16 protein-coding genes are annotated in these 19127 nt (G+C 41.6%); 11 read left to right on the plus strand and 5 right to left on the minus strand.

The genetic code is table 11. The annotated features are described in order from the left end of the window. Positions 1-56 precede the first annotated feature (56 nt). Positions 57-1436 carry an ATP-dependent RNA helicase DbpA gene (gene dbpA, locus OCV39_RS17660; protein WP_029203549.1) on the plus strand — a complete coding sequence of 460 codons (1380 nt, stop codon included), beginning with the start codon at positions 57-59 and terminating at the stop codon, positions 1434-1436. A gap of 234 nt (positions 1437-1670) precedes the next feature. Here dbpA and OCV39_RS17665 read toward each other — a convergent pair whose 3' ends face one another. Further along, positions 1671-2111, minus strand: coding sequence for a GNAT family N-acetyltransferase (locus OCV39_RS17665; protein ID WP_261889560.1), 441 nt, complete (start codon positions 2109-2111; stop codon positions 1671-1673). Between the two features lie 290 nt (positions 2112-2401). On the opposite strand from OCV39_RS17665, the gene OCV39_RS21135 reads away from it, so the two are divergent. After that, positions 2402-2956 carry a type II secretion system protein gene (locus OCV39_RS21135; protein WP_113800224.1) on the plus strand — a complete coding sequence of 185 codons (555 nt, stop codon included), beginning with the start codon at positions 2402-2404 and terminating at the stop codon, positions 2954-2956. A gap of 7 nt (positions 2957-2963) precedes the next feature. Here the strand turns inward: OCV39_RS21135 and OCV39_RS17675 are convergent, their stop codons facing one another. Next, positions 2964-3101 (minus strand): hypothetical protein, encoded by a 138-nt coding sequence (locus tag OCV39_RS17675; RefSeq protein WP_170961645.1) that lies wholly within the window; start codon positions 3099-3101, stop codon positions 2964-2966. 522 nt (positions 3102-3623) lie between these two features. On the opposite strand from OCV39_RS17675, the gene OCV39_RS17680 reads away from it, so the two are divergent. The 7 genes from OCV39_RS17680 (at position 3624) to OCV39_RS17710 (ending at position 14468) form a co-directional block, all read left to right on the plus strand. Then, positions 3624-4832 carry a NupC/NupG family nucleoside CNT transporter gene (locus tag OCV39_RS17680; protein ID WP_136995195.1) on the plus strand — a complete coding sequence of 403 codons (1209 nt, stop codon included), beginning with the start codon at positions 3624-3626 and terminating at the stop codon, positions 4830-4832. A 271-nt stretch (positions 4833-5103) separates the two neighbouring features. Further along, positions 5104-6333: a peptidase T gene (gene pepT, locus OCV39_RS17685; RefSeq protein WP_017054396.1), complete on the plus strand. Its 1230-nt coding sequence runs from the start codon at positions 5104-5106 to the stop codon at positions 6331-6333. 183 nt (positions 6334-6516) lie between these two features. Continuing rightward, positions 6517-7362, plus strand: coding sequence for a mechanosensitive ion channel family protein (locus tag OCV39_RS17690; protein ID WP_017054395.1), 846 nt, complete (start codon positions 6517-6519; stop codon positions 7360-7362). Positions 7363-7512: 150 nt separating this feature from the next. Next, positions 7513-8646, plus strand: a complete 1134-nt coding sequence (locus tag OCV39_RS17695) for an efflux RND transporter periplasmic adaptor subunit (RefSeq protein WP_113800186.1) — start codon at positions 7513-7515, stop codon at positions 8644-8646. Positions 8647-8657: 11 nt separating this feature from the next. Beyond that, positions 8658-11810, plus strand: a complete 3153-nt coding sequence (locus OCV39_RS17700; protein WP_261889561.1) for an efflux RND transporter permease subunit — start codon at positions 8658-8660, stop codon at positions 11808-11810. Positions 11811-12164: 354 nt separating this feature from the next. Further along, positions 12165-14054 (plus strand): methyl-accepting chemotaxis protein, encoded by a 1890-nt coding sequence (locus tag OCV39_RS17705; protein WP_136995191.1) that lies wholly within the window; start codon positions 12165-12167, stop codon positions 14052-14054. A gap of 177 nt (positions 14055-14231) precedes the next feature. Then, a complete protein-coding gene (locus OCV39_RS17710; RefSeq protein ID WP_017054391.1) occupies positions 14232-14468 on the plus strand; it encodes a hypothetical protein in 237 nt (78 codons plus the stop codon). Between the two features lie 86 nt (positions 14469-14554). Here the strand turns inward: OCV39_RS17710 and OCV39_RS17715 are convergent, their stop codons facing one another. The 3 genes from OCV39_RS17715 to OCV39_RS17725 form a co-directional block, all read right to left on the minus strand. Further along, a complete protein-coding gene (locus tag OCV39_RS17715) occupies positions 14555-14731 on the minus strand; it encodes a CCGSCS motif protein (protein ID WP_261889562.1) in 177 nt (58 codons plus the stop codon). A 340-nt stretch (positions 14732-15071) separates the two neighbouring features. After that, complete coding sequence (locus OCV39_RS17720; protein WP_017054572.1) at positions 15072-15704, minus strand: response regulator; 633 nt, start codon at positions 15702-15704, stop codon at positions 15072-15074. After that, complete coding sequence (locus tag OCV39_RS17725) at positions 15695-17092, minus strand: sensor histidine kinase (RefSeq protein ID WP_261889563.1); 1398 nt, start codon at positions 17090-17092, stop codon at positions 15695-15697. The genes OCV39_RS17720 and OCV39_RS17725 overlap by 10 nt, the downstream gene beginning before the upstream one ends. 299 nt (positions 17093-17391) lie before the next feature. Between OCV39_RS17725 and OCV39_RS17730 the strand changes: the two genes are divergently transcribed. Continuing rightward, positions 17392-18441, plus strand: a complete 1050-nt coding sequence (locus OCV39_RS17730) for an ethylbenzene dehydrogenase-related protein (RefSeq protein ID WP_136995188.1) — start codon at positions 17392-17394, stop codon at positions 18439-18441. An 86-nt stretch (positions 18442-18527) separates the two neighbouring features. Beyond that, entirely contained in the window at positions 18528-19124 is a 597-nt protein-coding gene (locus OCV39_RS17735) for a cytochrome C (protein ID WP_113800191.1), read from the plus strand. The last annotated feature ends 3 nt before the right edge of the window (positions 19125-19127 follow it).

A 19127-nucleotide genomic window follows, 5' to 3' on the forward strand; every position in this document is an offset into this window, starting at 1 on the left:
AGCGTCAAATAACGATAATACACAGCTAAATTACGTTTAACGAAAGGTCGCTTACTTTGAGCAATACATCTTTTTCCACTTTGGGTCTTCAACCAGAGCTATTAACAAACCTTGATTCTCTTGGTTATACACAAATGACACCGATTCAAGCGTTGAGTTTACCAACGATTTTGGCTGGCAAGGATGTAATCGGTCAAGGTAAAACAGGTTCAGGAAAAACAGCAGCATTCGCTCTGGGATTACTGTCTAACCTGAATGTGAAACGCTTTCGAGTTCAAACGTTAGTGCTTTGTCCAACCCGTGAGTTGGCGGATCAAGTAGCAAAAGAGATCCGAACTATTGCTCGTACTATTCATAATATTAAAGTGCTGACTTTATGTGGCGGTATGCCAATGGGACCACAAATTGGTTCATTGGAACACGGCGCTCATATTTTAGTGGGTACACCTGGTCGTATTCTTGACCATATGGATCGTGGACGTATCGATTTGTCAGAACTAAATACACTGGTTCTTGATGAAGCGGATCGTATGATGGATATGGGTTTCCAAGATTCACTGGATGCAATTATCAGTGAAGCACCAAAAGATCGTCAAACGTTACTTTTCAGTGCAACATTCCCTGCAGAAATCAAAAAAGTTGCTGATCGTATTACGAAGCAAGCTGAGATGGTGAAAGTAGAATCGACTCACGATCATTCAAGTATTCAGCAGTTCTTCTATAAAATGGAAGGCAGTGAAGCTCGTGACAATGCGCTTGAATTACTTTTATTGCACCATCAACCAGAATCATCAGTGGTATTCTGTAATACCAAAAAAGAAGTACAAAACGTAGCGGATGAGCTGCATCATCGTGGATTCAGTGTTATTGAATTGCATGGGGATTTAGAGCAACGCGAACGAGATCAAGCATTGGTACAGTTTGCTAACAAGAGTGTTTCCATTCTTGTTGCTACAGATGTTGCTGCTCGTGGTCTTGATGTTGATAACCTTGATGCTGTATTCAACTTTGAATTATCTCGTGATCCTGAAGTCCATGTTCACCGTATTGGTCGTACAGGCCGCGCAGGAAGTAAAGGTATCGCATGCAGCTTCTTTAGCGAAAAAGAGATGCATCGTGTCATGCAGATTGATGAATACATGGACATGCCAATTGAGCCAGTGACATTACCTGCAAAACCAGCGGCACAGCCTTACCAAGCTAAGATGGTCACCATTCAAATTGATGGCGGGAAGAAGCAGAAAGTACGCGCAGGGGATATTCTGGGCGCGCTAACTAGTCAAGGTGGTATTGATGGCAAAATGGTAGGTAAAATCAACCTACTTGCTATTCGTGCATACGTTGCTGTTGATCGTTCTGTGGCGAAACAGGCGCTGAAAAAAATTGAAGCCGGAAAAATGAAAGGCCGCCAATTTAGAGCTCGCTTGCTTAAATAACTGATTTATAGAAAAATACTGTAGTTGAATTGGGCTTAGGATATTAAGTTCGTTTCAATAAAAAATGGGCCTCACGCTTTAACTGCATGAGGCCCATTTTGTTTTTCGATATCGAGTCCAAATAAACCATTTAAATATTTTGTTTGATCCGACTTCGCTTATTTAATTCCATTGCCTATGTAGTGTCATTACTTATGTAGCATCATCATTCGTTTTACTGACTCTTTCGTAGGGTTATTTCGTTGGATAACGGATCATATAGACAAACTGATCATCTTCACTGCATTTAACAAAGCCAAAGCGAGGGTAGAGTGTCTGTACTCGGCTTCCCTGTAAGTAACAGAGTTTGCAAGGTTGTTGATACGAATCGAGAGTGTCGCTCACTTGTTGTAAAATTTTGCTTCCTATCCCTTTCCCATGAAAATTGGGTAGTAGGAAAAAACGTGAAAAATGCCAAATCTCATTGTTTTCGACCAACATGTAGCTGCCAACCGGTTCCCCGTCAACGTAAATAAGTTCCGGAAGCCCTTGGTGCCACTCGATAAGGTGTAATTCGCGTTGTAACTCTTCATCCCAGCCAAAAATCGCAGTAATAGCATCTACCTCAGCCAATTTTTTGAGAGAAAATGTAAATTCATAATCATCTTGTGTCGCGGTTCTTACCGTGAAATCCATGAGCACCTAAATTTCTAGCCTACAGTGAAATTAAACCCTACTTTACTAAACGTGAGGGTAATTGCGATTAAAAGTTTGCTGTACGTGTATCTGACTTTAACGATCTGACTGCGCTAGGTGAGCGATATTGCCGAATGTTGGAGAACAATGATGCAGAATGAGTGTGGATTTTGAACAGTAAAATAAAGTACAATGACAGCTATTGTGTTGAATGTGCAGAATAGTTTAAGCGTTATAAGTCGTTTGAGCACTATAAATAGTCACGATTACGTGAATGAATATAGGTGAATATATTGAAAAACAAAGGTTTTACTTTAATTGAGCTAGTTGTGGTTATCGTTATTTTGGGTATTTTAGCGGTGACTGCCGCTCCAAAATTTTTGAATCTACAGAGTGATGCCAAGCAAGCCGCTTTGGAAGGTATGAAAGGTTCGCTTGAAGGTGCTCTTGGAATTACATATGGAAAGTTCGCCATTGCTGGTTTGGAAAATGAAGCCAGTGTCAACGGGTACAAAGAAGGGGGTAAGTATAAGGCTGATATTATTGCAATGCTGCCTGACTGCGGTTCAGACCCAGGAGATTTAACGACCTTTTGTGAATTTGATTATGGGTATCCCAAAGCTAATTTTGCAACCTTGTCTAATTTAGTGACTGGCTTAAGTGCAATTCCTGGAGAGGAAGACTGGCTCCTCTATGGTGTTGGAGTTGTGGGGGCGGAAAATGAAGTAAAAATAACAGCGAGTAGTAATACAGATAATAGTCGCTGTTATATAAGTTATAGGCGATCTATCGTTTTGGATGCTGAAGACCCTGCTCCAACAATTGAGATCGTTGACTGCGACTAGAATAAGCTTATAGCCCACCTTGCTGTTGTGCATTTTTCAATAATTCTTGGCGGTGCAATTCTTGCTCCGTTAGGGATTGTTGTTCCTGTTTCTCTGACTCATTTAGTTCTTGAGCAATAAAAACATAGTATTTGTTGATAACCATTTTTAGATCCTAGTGTTTATGCATGCTTAGATAGTGGCGTATATCTAAAGTGTGATCATCCTCCTATTAAAAATTTTTAAGGGATGAGCTTGTCATTTTTTAGGGATGAGGCGCTGATTAAAAATAAACCTCTTGTTGGTTTTATGGGTGAGTTGTTGCTTTCTTGGTTTTGATAGCTTGCTGAATCTCTTTGCCTTTGAATCAATCTTTCGTCGCTTTGTACGCAAAATAAACGGTTGAACGTTTGCGTGTGAAAATGTGATGAATATCTCGTTTTGTTCGTTATAATCCTCTCCCGGTTTTAAGCCGATGCTTAGCCAATACAAGCCGTCACATGGAACAGTGAACGACCTCAAGGACCGGACCAGCTATTTTTAATGCTTGTATAAGGTGATCTACAATATGAACAACTTGTTCCTTCATTCATTCGCTGCAAATTGCTCGGGCGAATCACAGTCCTATACCTTTTTTGCCAATTCTTTTGGTGCCGCTTTTATTTCCACTCTTTAATAGGACAATATAATGAACATTTTATTTAGCTTAGTCGGCATCGTCGGACTAATGGCTTGCGCGTATCTACTATCTGAAAGCCGCCAGGCGATTAACTGGAAAACGGTTTCGCGTGCGTTATTACTTCAAGTAAGTTTTGCTGCACTTGTTCTTTATTTTCCTTGGGGACAAGCGGCGCTTACCAGTTTAAGTAGTGGTGTATCTAGCCTGCTTGGATTTGCTGATGTTGGTATTGCATTCCTATTTGGGGATCTGGCGAACAGCGGGTTCATTTTTGCGATTCGTGTTCTACCAATCATCATCTTTTTTAGTGCTCTTATTTCTGCGCTCTACTACCTTGGAATCATGCAAAAAGTGATTGAAGTGATTGGTGGCGCGATTCAGAAATTTCTTGGTACGAGTAAAGCTGAGTCATTAGTCGCTACTGGTAATATCTTTCTATCTCAAGGTGAATCTCCACTGCTTATCCGTCCATTTCTATCAAAAATGACGCGTTCAGAGCTATTTGCCGTGATGGCTGGTGGTATGGCTTCCGTTGCGGGTAGTGTTTTAGGGGGTTATGCAGGGCTAGGCGTTGAGCTTAAGTACCTCATTGCCGCAAGCTTTATGGCGGCTCCAGGTAGCTTAATGATGGCGAAAATCATTGTTCCTGAGCGTGATACTCCTTGTAACCAATCTGATATTGAGATGGATAAAGCGGACCAAAGCAATGTGATTGATGCATTAGCAAGCGGTGCAATGAGTGGCATGAAAGTCGCGGTAGCGGTGGGCACTATGCTGATTGCTTTTGTGAGTGTTATCGCGATGGTCAATACTGGGCTAGAAAGCTTAGGTGAGTTATTTGGCTTCACGGGCATCACGCTACAAGCAATTTTTGGCTACATTTTCTCGCCATTAGCATGGTTGATTGGTATCCCAAGCCATGAAGTATTAGCAGCGGGCTCTTATATTGGTCAGAAAGTGGTAATGAACGAGTTTGTGGCATTCATTGATTTTGTTGAGAACAAAGCACTACTTTCAGAACACAGCCAAGTGATCATTACATTCGCGTTATGTGGCTTTGCTAACATCGGTTCTATTGCGATTCAACTTGGTTCAATCGGCGTGATTGCACCTGAGCGCCGTTCAGAAGTGGCAAACTTAGGTTTAAAAGCGGTAGTTGCCGGTACATTAGCTAACCTAATGAGTGCTTGCCTAGCAGGTATGTTCATTTTACTGTAATTCTTATATTGAACTAATCTACTATATAACTCGCTCATGCCCTGTAACCATTGGTTCGCATGAGCGTTTTTTATTCGATCCTGTTGTATATCTCATTATCTTTAGAAAACAGTTCTTTCTTAAAAAAAACTGATTCACCGCAATTTATCTTATCCAATTCCGCGTACTATTTAGCGCATCTAACTGCACTGGCTTAGTTAACTCTTTTGCTAGTGGTTATCTTTCTGCCCTGATGGCAGTCGTTTCCGCTTTTAAGCTTTGAGAATTTAATATGAATAATCTTGTTGATCGCTTTATCCGTTATGTAACTTTTGATACTCAATCTAACCCGTCTGATGCAACTTGCCCAAGTTCTCCGGGTCAGTTGGTACTGGCTGAACAGTTGAAAGCTGAAATGATCGAGATGGGCTTGAGTGATGTTAGCCTAGATGAACATGGTTACTTGATGGCCAAATTACCGTCAAACGTTGATTATGAAGTACCTGCGATTGGTTTTGTTGCGCATATGGATACCGCGCCTGACGCTTCTGGTGCCAATGTTAAACCACAAATTATCGATGATTACCGTGGCGGTGATATTGCTCTAGGTAAAGGTGATGAAGTTCTTTCACCAATTCAATACCCAGATCTCCATAAGCTTCATGGCCACAGCATTATTACTACTGATGGTACAACTCTACTTGGTGGAGATAACAAAGCTGGGATTGCAGAAATCCTAACCGCGATGGCAACACTTGTTGCGAACCCAGAGATCCCACACGGTGAGATTTGCATTGGTTTCACTCCAGATGAAGAGATTGGCCGTGGTGCTGATCTGTTTAACGTTGAGAAGTTTGGTGCTCAGTGGGCGTACACGATTGATGGTGGCCCCGTTGGTGAGTTGGAATTTGAAAACTTCAATGCGACCAATGCAACGGTTGTTTGCCACGGCGTAAGTGTTCACCCTGGTACTGCAAAAGGTAAACTTGTTAATGCGATGAATATTGCGGCTAAATTCCAAGCGATGATGCCTGCAGATGAAACGCCTGAAACAACAGAAGGCTACGAGGGTTTCTACCACCTTGGTTCAGGTTCGATGAACGTTGCACGTACAGAACTAAACTACATTATTCGTGACTTTGACCGTGATGGTTTAGAGAACCGCAAAGCGTTCATGCTGCAAAAAGCCGCTGAACTGAACGAAACGCTTGGTCATGATCGTATTGAAGTTCAAATGAAAGATTGCTACTTCAATATGCGTGAAATGGTAGAACCACATCCACATGTCATTGAATTGGCAAAGCAAGCTATGATTGAATGTGACGTTGAACCAATGATTAAACCAATTCGTGGTGGTACTGATGGTGCGCGTTTATCATTTATGGGTTTACCATGTCCGAATATTTTCACTGGCGGTTACAACTTCCACGGTATTCATGAGTTCATTACCGTTCAAGGTATGGAGCTTTCTGTGAAAGTTATCGTTAAATTAGTTGAGAAAACGGCACTAAACTACAAGTAACTAACTCTCGCTAAGCATCAAATCGTAAAGGCAGCTTTTTAAGTTGCCTTTTTTGTATCTGCAAACTTTTGAATTAGTTTATAAATTTCAGTAAATAATCAAAATAAAGTGGCTGATAATCGTCGATTATGGGAAGCTAGTCGTGATATTCCCAAATAATGAAAAGCGTCAAAGGTGTAGAACATGGACAAAGTGTCGTTGGTAATTGATTTTCTTCTTACTTACAAAACTCTCACCAGTTTGTTAATCATAGCCATTATTGCTCTCATCAGACGAATAACACTGTCACGTATTCGTGGGGATGTTGCATTTCTTTCGGAAGAGCAACGCAACTGGATGTCACGAACTAAGAATTGGTCATTTGCCTTAACTATTTTTGCTCTCTTTGCATTATGGCGATTTGAAATTAATGAGTTTGCACTATCTGTGACTGCCATTGCGGTGGCTATCGTGGTTGCCTCAAAAGAGATCATTTTGTGTTTTACGGGTTCAATTCAACGCGCGAGTTCTCGCTCTTTTCGGATTGGAGATTGGATCGAAGTTGGTAAGCTTTGTGGTGAAGTTATCGAACATAATATGATGGCAACCGTTATTCAGGAAATCGATCTTCACCACGGCCAATATCATTACACCGGAAAAACGGCGACATTGCCTAATAGTATGTTTTTTACTTACCCGGTAAAGAATCTCAATTTCATGAAGCGTTATGTTTATCATAACTTCAATATTACGGTGCGAGATTTTGTGAATGTGTATCCAATGTTTCCTGAATTGATTTCGAAAATTGAAGAACATTGTGAAGACTTCATCGATGTCGCTCGTCGGTATAATGCTGTGATTGAGAAACATGCAGGCGTTGATTTACCTGGTTCTGAGCCTCATATTCATGTCACCAGTTCCTCTACGGGTGAGCAATTGATTCATTTCATGATTTTCTGTCCGACAGAAAGAGCGTCTCATTTAGAGCAACATATCCGTCAAGATTTTATGGAAGCTTATGCGATTAGGTTCCCTATTAATGAAGCATAAATAGAGGTGATGAATCAACGCAAATGATTCATATCGCAGTACACAGTTTGAAACAAATGCGCCGTAGGATTTGATAATCTTCGGACATTGAAACACTTGATATTGATAAGGTTTAACGACTTTCTGTTAATTCAATATTATGGTTTATCAATGCGAAAGAAGTTATTACTTACATCCATTATTAGCTCTTTAGTACTTGTTGGTTGTGGTGAAGCTACCACATCAAATCAACAAGCACCTTTACCCTTAGTGACTGTACAGGATGTAAATGTCATTGCTCACCAACAAAGCAAACGCTACGTTGGACGCGTTGAGGCAGTTGAAGATACGGCGATCACAGCCCAAGTATCTGGGTATCTTAAAGAGCGCCATTTTGTCGAAGGTGAAATGGTCGAAAAAGGCCAACTGCTTTACTCCATCGAACCTTCCTCGTTTGAAGCTCAAGTCGCGATTGCAAAAGCTGCGGTTGCGCAAGCCAATGCGCTTCTTAAAAAAGCACAGTTGGATTTTGAACGTGGAAAAAACTTACTACCTAAAGGCAGTATTTCTCAATCTGAATTCGATGCATTAACGGCCAATTTACTTGGTGCTGAAGCTAGTGTTGAATCCGCAACAGCACAATTAAATCTCTCTGAAGTAAATCTCTCTCATACTCAAATCGCAGCACCATTTTCAGGCCGAATCAGTGATACAAATGTGAGCAAAGGCGATCTCGTTTCTCCCTCTTCCGGCGTGCTCACCACCTTGGTTAGTTTAGATCCTATTCACACTCGTTTTAGTATGAGTGAACGCGAACGCATCGCGCTAGGGATTGATCAAATTCAAGGGGATGGCTCAGGTGAATCTCAGAATGTCGAAGTGCAAGTCATTTTAGAGACAGGTGATGTTTTTGAGCATTTAGGCAAACTTGATTACTTAGGCAACCGTATCAACCTCAATACGGGTACGATCGCGATGCGAGCTGTTGTCGATAATCCTGACCAGCGATTGCTCCCAGGGCAACATGTCCGTGTTGAGTTACGCCAGAAGCAGGTCGATAAAGCTTTTGTTGTTCCTCGCCGATCAGTGCAGACCGATCTAGAAGGCAACTTCGTGATGATCGTGACGGAAGGCAATGTAGCGGAACGTCGTAATGTTGAGTTAGGTAAACAAGTCGAAGAGGGGATCATCCTCCGTAGCGGTATCGCAGACAGTGAGCGCGTGATCACTCAAGGCTTGCAACGCGTCCGCAATGGGATGCCAGTCCGTTTGGAACAACAATCAGCAACAACTGACGTGAAATAAAGGAGAAGTCTATGCTAAGTCGTTTCTTTATTCAGCGTCCTAAATTTGCGCTGGTTATCTCCATTATACTCACGCTTGCTGGGATGATTGCGCTCACGGTACTTCCAGTGGCGGAGTACCCTAAAATTAGCCCTCCATCTGTGAGCGTGAATGCCTATTACACCGGTGCAAGTGCAGAAGTGGTAGAGCAAGCTATTGCCGATCCAATCGAGACTTCGGTGAATGGTGTGGAAGATATGCTGTATATGTCTTCAAAAAGCGCCAATGATGGTTCTTATTCCCTTAACGTCACGTTTGATGTAGGGACCGATCCAGACATGGCGCAAGTCAATGTTCAAAACCGTGTCTCTCAAATTGAATCTAAGCTACCTCAAGATGTTCGAATGGTTGGTGTTACTGTCAAAAAACGCTCACCAGATCTTCTCATGGTATTGAACTTCTACTCTCCGAATGGTGAGTATGACGATAAATTTCTGATCAATTACATTAACTTGAATGTGAAAGATCAACTGGCACGTGTTAAAGGGATCAGTGAAGTTAATGTGATAGGTGGCGGTGAATACGCCATGCGAGTGTGGCTTGACCCTGAAAAAATGGCCAACTTGAAGCTGACGACCTCCGATGTTTACGCTGCGCTTGCGGAGCAAAATGTACAGGTTGCAACCGGCCGTATTGGTGCTGCACCTTATAACAATCCGCAAGAAGTGCAATTTAACCTAGTGACAAAAGGAAGACTTGAATCGGTAAGCGAGTTTGAAGAGGTGGTATTACGGGCTCAAAGTGATGGTGAGACTGTCTACTTAAAGGATGTGGCTCGCGTTGAGCTTGGTAAAAAATTCTATGATGGAAGCGGTCAATTCCGTGGTCAAGATGCCTCTATTGTCACGCTATCGTTGCAGTCGGATGCCAATGCCTTAGAGAGCGGACAAGCCGTTATGGATCTGCTTGATGGCCTCAGTGGTAATTTCCCTGAAGGCATGGCCTATGAAACAAGTTATGACACGACGTTATTCGTGGAAGAGTCGATTAAGGGGGTACTGAAAACGCTTATTGAAGCAATACTATTGGTTATCGCCGTTACTTACCTGTTCTTGGGAAGTGCGCGCGCCACACTCATCCCTGTGGTTGCCATTCCGGTTTCATTAATTGGCACATTCGCGATTATGGTGTTGGCCGGTTTTACTATCAATACCGTGACCCTTTTCGGGCTTATCTTAGCCATTGGTATTGTCGTAGATGATGCCATCTTGGTTATTGAGAATGTCGACACGACGATGGCAAAGGATCCAAGCCTCTCACCACGAAAAGCAACGCTGATCGCGATGAAGGAGGTGACGGGGCCAATTGTCACCTCTACCTTAGTTTTGCTCGCAGTATTCTTACCTGTCGCTATGCTTCCGGGTATTACAGGTATTATGTATCGCCAGTTCGCTCTCACTATCTGTATATCGGTTGTGATCTCATCGATTAATGCACTAACGCTGTCTCCTGCTTTGTGCTCATTAGTTCTTAAACAAGGTGGTGGTAATACCGCGAGTTGGTTTAAAGCATTCAACCGTGGTTTAGACAAAGTGACGGAACGCTATGGACGAGGGGCGAGTTTCTTAGTCAAGAAAGTATTTTTACTGGCTACCTTCTTCGTTTTTGCTTTAGGGGCGGTGACTTACTTAGCGAAAACCACATCAACGGCATTTGTTCCACAAGAAGATAAAGGGATTTTGTTGGTTAATGTGCAGCTACCGGATGCCGCATCTTTATCTCGAACGGAAGAGACCAGTGCGCAATTGATGGAAATGATTGAGCAGGAACCCGCTATCGACGGAATTACGGTCGCTAACGGCTATGCCTTTATGACAGGCGCTGCGGCATCGAATGGAGCCTCTCTATTTATCAAGTTAAAGCCGTGGGACGAGCGTAATGCAATGGACGGTGAGCAGTCAGCCAATGCCATCGCTGCTAGGATCAACGGTCGTGCTGCTGCCGAATTACCACAAGCGATAGTGTTTGCGATGGGGCCTCCTGCTGTTCCTGGCATGGGCGCTGCTTCAGGGTTTGAATATGTACTTGAAGATTCTTTAGGGCGTAGCAGAACGGACTTAGCGATTCTAATGAATGACGTGATTCAGGAAGCGAATAAGCAACCTGAGATCGCCTATACCTTCAGTACTTTTCGTGCCAATGTCCCACACTACTATGTTGATATTGATCGCGAGAAAGCTCAGCAACTTGGCATTCCGTTGGCATCAGTATTTCAAACGTTGCAGGGTAATTTAGGTTCACTTTATGTGAATGATTTTACGATGTTCGGTAAGAACTTTCGTGTAACGATGCAAGCCGATAGTGAGCACCGTAGTGGGATAGAAGATCTTGCTCTGTTTCATGTACGTTCGTCGTCTGGTGATATGATTCCACTTAGTACTCTTGTTTCGTATGAACAGGTTTTCGAACCCGATGTCGCGTGGCGCTACAACATGTATCGCAGCGCAATTATTCAAGGCCAAGCCGCGGAGGGATATTCCAGTGGTGATGCCATTGCTGCAATGGAGCGCGTCTCGGCTGATATCCTGCCGCAAGGTTATCAGTTTGAGTGGACTGGCATGGCATACCAAGAGGTACAAGCGGGAAATCAGGCGATTTATGCTTTTGCCTTGGCCTTAATCTTCATTTACCTGTTTATGGTGGCTCAATATGAAAGTTGGAGTATTCCTCTCGCGATCATACTGGTGGTGCCCGTTGCAACACTCGGTTCATTCTTAGCGTTGACGATCGCAGGAATGCCACTCAACCTTTACGCGCAAATAGGGTTAGTTCTGTTGATTGCGTTAGCCGCCAAAAACGCAATACTGATTGTGGAGTTTGCTAAAGTGGAACGTGAAGAGAAAGAAATCCCACTCGATGAGGCTGCGGTTTCTGGTGGTAAGCTACGTTTTCGCGCCGTAAACATGACATCGTGGTCGTTTATATTAGGTATTACGCCGCTGCTATTTGCTTCAGGGGCAGGGCATGTAAGCCAAAACTCATTAGGCGTCTCATTGATCGGCGGTTTACTGTGTGTGTTGCTGGTTGGAACATTCTTGATCCCGGGATTTTACGCATTAATACAGAGGCGACGTGAAAAAATTCATGGAGGAAGTACAAAGCTGCTCCCATTAGATGATGAGTAGATAAACAGATCGTGACTTCTTAGATGACAATGCGCTTACTGTCATCTTTTCAAAGCCTTCTTCAACGGACTTGAAGGAGGCTTTTTGCTTCTGGTAGTTTGACCTATGTTGGATATTGGACAGACCCATGCCCGTGATCTCGCATTTTCAAAAGATTCTTCGCGCAACGCTATGAATCTACCTTAAGTTTAAAGTGGTATTGCCGATATATTGATTGTCCTTCAGTTAATTTAATAATGGACGAAATGAGCGGTGAATTACCACTATTATAACATTCTCACGATTCGTTCATGTGTTGAATAAACCTCCGTTCTACATAATGAATATATCCACTATTTGGAAGTCGAGATCCTTATGAGCGCAAGAAATAAATTAATGTTGTCTATCGGGGCATTGATTGCTCTGATTATTTTGGTGTTGTCTAGCCTTGGTTATACGCAAATCAACAACTCGTCTACACGTGATTATCGTAACAATTTATCTAATAAATCTTTTTTAATCGCGAAGTCAGTTGAAGGTCGAGTTGAAAGCTATTTTACAGCGTTAGAAAGCTTAGTTTCTGCAATTGATGTTGAGCAAGGTCAAGTTGAAATTGATGAAAAAGCATTAGGTCTTTTAGTCGATAGCGCACAAAGAATGAAAGCTCTGAATATGTTTATCGGTTTACCTGACGGGACAACTTACGATGCATCAAATAGAGGGGTCATTCCAAATTTTAACGCAAAACAAAAGCAGCGAGAGTGGTTTGTTAAAGGTATGCAAGGGGCGGAGCGTACGGTAACTAATCCATTTATGGCCAGCACCGGTCACTTGACGATGGCATTTGTGGTACCAGTTAAACAAAATGGAACCGTTATTGCGACTGTTGGTATGAGCTTGAAAATGAGTGATATCACGGATTATGTAAACGAACTTTCATCAGAACCGAATATATTTGTAGCTCGTGAAGATGGCTTTACTATGGCGGCAAGCTATGCAGATTATGTAGGAAAAAACCTGTTTGATTTACGCCCAAGCTATAAGCAGTATGCCAATGAATCTAGTAGTGAGCACTCATACTCAGTACCGGATAAAGGGGATTTCTATGTTGTTTCTTCGAAGATAGATTCTCTCCACTGGACGGTATGGGCGTGGGCGAAATGGGACGATATTAATGCAACATCCAATTCTGCGGTTAAAGTAAACGTACTTTCAGGTCTATTCTTTATCGTTTTAGGCGTTGCTGGCGTATATTTCTTGATTACGAAATTGATGTACGTTCCTATTGGTGGTGAGCCGAAAGAGATTGAAGCGTTAGTAAACAAAATTGCTAATGGTGATCTGACTAATGTGCCCCAACTAGACAATAGTAGCGTTGGTGTTTACCGCTCTACGGTAGCCATGGCGAACAATCTTAAAAGCATCATTACCGATATTAATGAGTCATCTAATCATCTGATTAACGTTTCAACGCAATTAGGTGCTTCATCTGCGAAAGTGGATACTTCGTCGAAATCTCAGATGATGCAGCTAGAACAGGTCGCAACCGCGATGAACGAAATGGCGGCAACAGTCAATGAAGTTGCACAGAACGCCGTGGAAGCTTCTAGCTCTTCTGATGATGCGAGCCAAAGTTCTGCTCAAGGCTTACAAGTTGTGAGCCAAATGAACGAAGAGATCACTCGGTTGGTGAACGACATTGGCCAAGTTCAAGAGGTTATCACCAACGTGCATACTGAAACTGAGAATGTGGGTGGTATCCTAGATGTTATTCGTGGCATTGCCGATCAGACCAACTTGCTGGCGCTGAATGCTGCAATCGAAGCAGCTCGTGCAGGTGAACATGGTCGTGGTTTTGCAGTTGTAGCCGATGAAGTTCGTACTTTAGCGACGAAAACGCAACAAAGTACCAATGAAATTCAATCTATGATTGAGAAGCTACAAGAGCAGGCGTCACGCTCAGTAGGTTTGATGACAGAAAATGCCACCAATGCTCAACAGACACTAGGCAAGTCAGATGAAGCGAGCAGCGCTCTTTCGACAATTGAGCGTGAAATCAAAACCATTCAAGACATGAATAATCAGATCGCCACCGCAGCTGAAGAGCAGTCTAGCGTAGCGGCAGAGATTAATGAAAATGTTGTGAGTGTGAATGATTTGGCGGCTAATACCGCGAATGACGTACAAGAAAACGTTCGTACCGCTGATGAGCTTAATACAATGGCATCACGTTTAAGCAGTGCGATTAGTATGTTTAAGGTGTAACTCTACTAGGCGATTATGATTATCGCCAGTTATTGAGCGTATATGAAACCGTCTAGGTAGTCGTCTAAGACGGTTTTTTTTATGCCAAAAAGTAATTTATAAATTATTGATTTGTTTATGATGATGTGACTTAATGCATATGAAAATATAATGAATAATTCAAAGGCTTAATGGAATATGAATCAACAATTTTGCGTTCAATGCAATAAAGAAACCCTGCATAAAGAGATAATTAAACAAAAGCCATCGAAATACGGAAAAAGTAGAAAAGAGCAATTTAAAGCATTTCTTGAAGGTTTTTTCTCAGGCGTGGCAAGTCCAGCGCTGGCCTCTTTAGAATTAGTAGACCGATATATTGTGTGTCAGGAGTGCGGCCATAAGAGGCTTGAGAATCACGGTGATGAATTTCAGTAGTGTGAGCTGTTGGGAAATAACAGTTGGGAAATGAATAAGCCTCGAAAATCGAGGCTTATAATTAATAATAATTTAGTCGTAGTTACTTACGAGCAAGAGCCACAGCAGCCACTTGGCGTGTTGTGTTTGATTTTTTCACCTGATGTTTCTTGAGTCTTATCTTCAGTTGCTGCGTTTTCTGATGACGCTGCTTCTGTTGTCACTTTAACCTGTTCAGCCTCTTCTTTGTTGCCTTTGAAAATTTTCTTAAATGATAGTGCCATGGTGTTGCCTCAATACAGGTAGTTATACCAATCGTAGTAAATAACTGATCATCCTAGCTTGTTAAAATACCCGATAACGGCGTTAGAAATTTTGATTGTAGAATAACTACTTATCGAAAATTTCTGCCTTGTTCTCAAGCATTTTTCCTACGCTTTTTATGACCATCTACTTACTGTGATTGGTATTATGTAGTACGGTATTTGCACATAATACCATAGTGTTTTAGTCGGATATTGATTTGATCGAGGTTTCGATCCATTATTGAACTTCACGATTTTACTTGCTTCATTTTGATAAGGTTTTAATCAGTGCAATTTTACTCAAGAGCACCGATTGCGCCTATAAATGAAGGCGAGATTCAACATCAACCCCTTTTTTCGTCAATATATATGATTTTCCTTCCTCTTGTTTTACCAGGTTACTTTTAATCAATTGACGTAAATGAAAGTTGAACTTTGTATGATCATCAATACCGACTAAGCGGCATAGATCCATAAATTTGAGCTTTTGATGAATCGTTAATTGATAGATGACATTGCGGCGAATAGGATTGGCCAAAGCACTAAACACTTGATCGCTATCTTTATCTGCTGTTGGTGCTTTTAGAGATTTTTCAGCATGAACTCGTTTAAGCGTGACGGATAAGGTTTGTAATTGAAACGGCTTCGTTAAGAACTCGTCCGCTCCTTTTTTCATTGCATCTACAGCCGTATCTATCGTCCCAAATGCGGTTCCTATGACGATCCCAATGTTCGGATTTAACTTCTTGAGGGAAGCAATGGCATCAATGCCACTCATGCCTTCCATGACTAAATCAAGCAACGCGACGTCATACTGATGGCGCATAGTACACCCGATGGCTTGTTCTGCACTTTCACAGGCCGTGACGTCAAAGCCATCCATAGTTAAAGCAAGGGTAATCGACTCTCGTAAATCGAAATCATCTTCAGCTAAGAGCAGTTTTAAGCCCATGAGTACTCCATTGGTAATTCAATAACGACACAGAGCCCATCACTCGTATTCTGAAACCAGAATCTTGCATGATTTTGTTCCAGTATCTTTTGACAAAGCGTAAGACCTAGCCCTGTGCCTGAACCTTTAGCCTTAGTGGTAAAGAATGGCATTGTTACTTTATCTTTAATGCTATCGTCTATTCCACTACCAAAATCTGTGATCGACAGGTGAATATTGAGCCCTTTTTGTTGTGCCTCAATACAGACTACTTTTTTGTCTGTCGAGGCATCAATGGCGTTGTTGAGTATGTTGACGACGACCTCTTCAATCTGCTCTTTATCTGCGAATACATGCAAGTCATTGGGCACAAATACACGAATATCAAACTCGTCGAGTCGATGTACCATTAACTGTAAAGCCTCATCGATTAAGACACTGACGGAAATCTCTTCAATTACTGGTGCTCTCTTATGTGAAAATTGTAGTAGTTCTTGGCTAATGTGTGCGGCTTTTAACAGACCTTTTCGAATGTGTTCAAGTTGAGGCTTAAAGTCTGCTGCGCTTGAGCCTGTTGTGTTGATCTGTTTCTCTAAAATATCACAACGCATCAAAGCACTACTGAGCGGTGTTTTTATCTCGTGGGCAATACCTGATGTGAGTTCTCCGACATCACTCAGTTTTTTGTTATGCAGCGCTTTTTGAAGTGCTCTTTCTATTTGAGTTTGTCGTTCTGCATCGAATAGCGCCATGGTTTTTTGAAGGTAGATGAGAATAACAAAAGCCAAGCCGCCTCGAATAGGGACACCATAAAACAGATCATCGATGTAAAAAATACCAGCGAATAGACCATACAGAATGATAGATATACCAAGATGCTGGACGGCATGAGAGGCTTGTCGTTCTTCGAATTTTAATTTCTTGGAGTAGTTGATCAGTGCTAACCCTGCAAGTAATCCAGATCCTGATCCAAATAACCAGCGGATATATAGCGTACATTCATTAAGGAAGACATCGATGTTTTTGATGGCAAACTGATAACAAAAATAGATGATGAATAAGATGATGGTGACTTGAATTAACTTTTTCAATTCGTCTCTACGCTGCCATTGCGTCATCGTCAGCATTTGCATTGCAAAGCAACCCAGAGCAATGAAAGATACCCAAAGCTTAATTACCTTAAATAACTTCACCGTATTGTGCATAAGAATATCTTGTTGATAAACAATCAGGTATAGCTCTGAGATTTCATGCAGACCATGAATAAACCCAAAAACAGCTAATGAGGGGAGGGCGGTGGCAATAGATAAATGACTAAAACGCATGTCACGAAATAGAATAGAAAACCCTATTGCAATGAAAATAAAGCCATAAAGAATATAGAGACTAAATTGAAATAGCTCGAACATACCCACTCATTATCAAATAAAACTTTTATAACTATAGACGAATTATGTGTTGGTTATATTGAGCGATGTCCCACGTATCGCCCAATTAAAATACAAGAATTTCAGATGGAAAGTGATAAATATATTTATCATATTGAGATTATTGGATAAGCCTAATTATCAGCTTATCGATATAGCGTCACAGATGTATTCAACGAACCTCTCTCCCCGCTCACAACTTGATTTTGATCAACTGACAAATGGCTATTCATTCCTACGCTTAATATAACAGCATAGCAATGGACATTAGGAGAATAGCAATGAAGCTTTCAATAATCGCAGTATCCACCATGGTCGCATTAGCGATAGTGCCTATAAATGCCGCTCAGGCCAAAGGAAAGACTTTGGAGAGCAGTAAAATCACTTCAAATATTACTATTGATGGGAAAATAGATCCGGTTTGGGAGCAAGCTAAATCGATAACTCAGAAATTAAAAAAATTGCCTTATAAACCCAATAATGGTTATGAAGGGATTAAAAAAACCAGTGTTGAAATGAAGTCATTGTATGATGATGAGTATGTTTATTTTCTATTTACCTATGCCGATCCAACTAAAAGCATCGACCGTTTTCCTTGGGTGAAGCAAGAGGATGGCACTTGGAAACAGCTTAAGAATAAAGATAGTACCGGACACGACAATACTTATTACGAAGATAAATTTGCGGTTTTCTGGGACATTAACACCGAAGGCTTTGCTGATAAGGGGTGTAACATCGCTTGCCATAGAGCAAAAGATGGAATGAACGCCGGACGTAAAGATAAAAACCCTGCGCGTAAATACACCAAGCGAGAAGGTGAATTTATCGATATGTGGCACTGGAAAGGGGTAAGAACGGCAGTTCATAATCAATTGGATGACCAATATGTAGATAGCAATACGGATCCAAAGCAAAATAAAGGTTGGGGACGTAAAGGAGATAGTAAAACAGGTGGCGGCTACGTTAATAACATAAAAGATGGACAGCCAGCGTATATATCGGCGAGTTTGACCGATGATACGTTGCTTATTTTAGATTCCGAGAAACAACCTTTCACCGCTGGTTACGATAAATTGGATCGTATTCCGGGGCTAACGGGTAAGCCATTTACAGGTTCTCGTGGCGATATAGACGTAGGAGCTGAGTGGAAAGATGGCGTCTGGACGCTTGAAATGAAACGTAAACTGGTGACCACTGGAGAAAATGCAGCCACTCAAGATGTTCAATTTAATGATTTGAGTAAAGAGTATCCATTTGGTATCGCGGTGTTCGACAATTCACAGATCAATCACATATTCCATCGTGGAGTATTAAATCTCGAATTTAAATAAGCGCAATATTGCATTTTTTCAATGAACTGAAATGATTTGAGCTAATCAAAATGGCTCAAATCATTCTCAAATAAAAGAGTACTATTATGGCCAAAACAGTCACTCGATATATTTCTATGCTTTTCTGGCTGATCATCGCTAATGCTCTATATGTGTCGACATCATATTCTTCTGAGTCAAGTGTCCAGCCTTTAATAACCCAAGAAGCAAAATCATTTTCTAGCCAAGTGACGAATGATGCTGAAATGCAAATCTTAGTCAAAGAGAACAAGCGTTGCATCCGTTGTCATAAAAAAAAGCGTCTGCTTAAAAACATAGATGCCATTTCTTCTGTTGGCGCGCATACAAGCCCTGAGTTTTATAACAATTGTACCGCTTGCCATGGTAGAAAAGGGGCTCATCCAAAGGATTCAGATGTGCTGAATATCATCCCATTTGATGATCATATCGATATGCCCATTCTTGTACAGAACGAACAATGTATTGCATGCCATACTCCTCAAAATTTAAGGCGCAGTGAATGGACCCATGATGTACATGTTACCAAGCTTACGTGCTCAAATTGCCATAATTTACACGCTGATTCCGATCCTATCATTGGAATCAGTAAGAAGTTTCGTATTGGGCTATGTGCAACTTGTCATGAAGATATTTTACGTGACAGAAAGGCCGCAATGGATTAGCGA

Origin of the sequence: Vibrio cortegadensis (assembly GCF_024347395.1) — a bacterium.
Lineage (GTDB): Bacteria > Pseudomonadota > Gammaproteobacteria > Enterobacterales > Vibrionaceae > Vibrio > Vibrio cortegadensis.

What these genes read in the sequence shown, in the direction of transcription:
- OCV39_RS17665 (WP_261889560.1), bottom strand. Translation starts at nt 2,111, where the DNA reads ATGGATTTCACGGTAAGAACCGCGACACAAGATGATTATGAATTTACA.
- OCV39_RS17675 (WP_170961645.1), bottom strand. Translation starts at nt 3,101, where the DNA reads ATGGTTATCAACAAATACTATGTTTTTATTGCTCAAGAACTAAATGAG.
- OCV39_RS17680 (WP_136995195.1), top strand. Translation starts at nt 3,624, where the DNA reads ATGAACATTTTATTTAGCTTAGTCGGCATCGTCGGACTAATGGCTTGC.
- pepT (WP_017054396.1), top strand. Translation starts at nt 5,104, where the DNA reads ATGAATAATCTTGTTGATCGCTTTATCCGTTATGTAACTTTTGATACT.
- OCV39_RS17690 (WP_017054395.1), top strand. Translation starts at nt 6,517, where the DNA reads ATGGACAAAGTGTCGTTGGTAATTGATTTTCTTCTTACTTACAAAACT.
- OCV39_RS17695 (WP_113800186.1), top strand. Translation starts at nt 7,513, where the DNA reads ATGCGAAAGAAGTTATTACTTACATCCATTATTAGCTCTTTAGTACTT.
- OCV39_RS17700 (WP_261889561.1), top strand. Translation starts at nt 8,658, where the DNA reads ATGCTAAGTCGTTTCTTTATTCAGCGTCCTAAATTTGCGCTGGTTATC.
- OCV39_RS17705 (WP_136995191.1), top strand. Translation starts at nt 12,165, where the DNA reads ATGAGCGCAAGAAATAAATTAATGTTGTCTATCGGGGCATTGATTGCT.
- OCV39_RS17710 (WP_017054391.1), top strand. Translation starts at nt 14,232, where the DNA reads ATGAATCAACAATTTTGCGTTCAATGCAATAAAGAAACCCTGCATAAA.
- OCV39_RS17715 (WP_261889562.1), bottom strand. Translation starts at nt 14,731, where the DNA reads ATGGCACTATCATTTAAGAAAATTTTCAAAGGCAACAAAGAAGAGGCT.
- OCV39_RS17720 (WP_017054572.1), bottom strand. Translation starts at nt 15,704, where the DNA reads ATGGGCTTAAAACTGCTCTTAGCTGAAGATGATTTCGATTTACGAGAG.
- OCV39_RS17725 (WP_261889563.1), bottom strand. Translation starts at nt 17,092, where the DNA reads ATGTTCGAGCTATTTCAATTTAGTCTCTATATTCTTTATGGCTTTATT.
- OCV39_RS17730 (WP_136995188.1), top strand. Translation starts at nt 17,392, where the DNA reads ATGAAGCTTTCAATAATCGCAGTATCCACCATGGTCGCATTAGCGATA.
- OCV39_RS17735 (WP_113800191.1), top strand. Translation starts at nt 18,528, where the DNA reads ATGGCCAAAACAGTCACTCGATATATTTCTATGCTTTTCTGGCTGATC.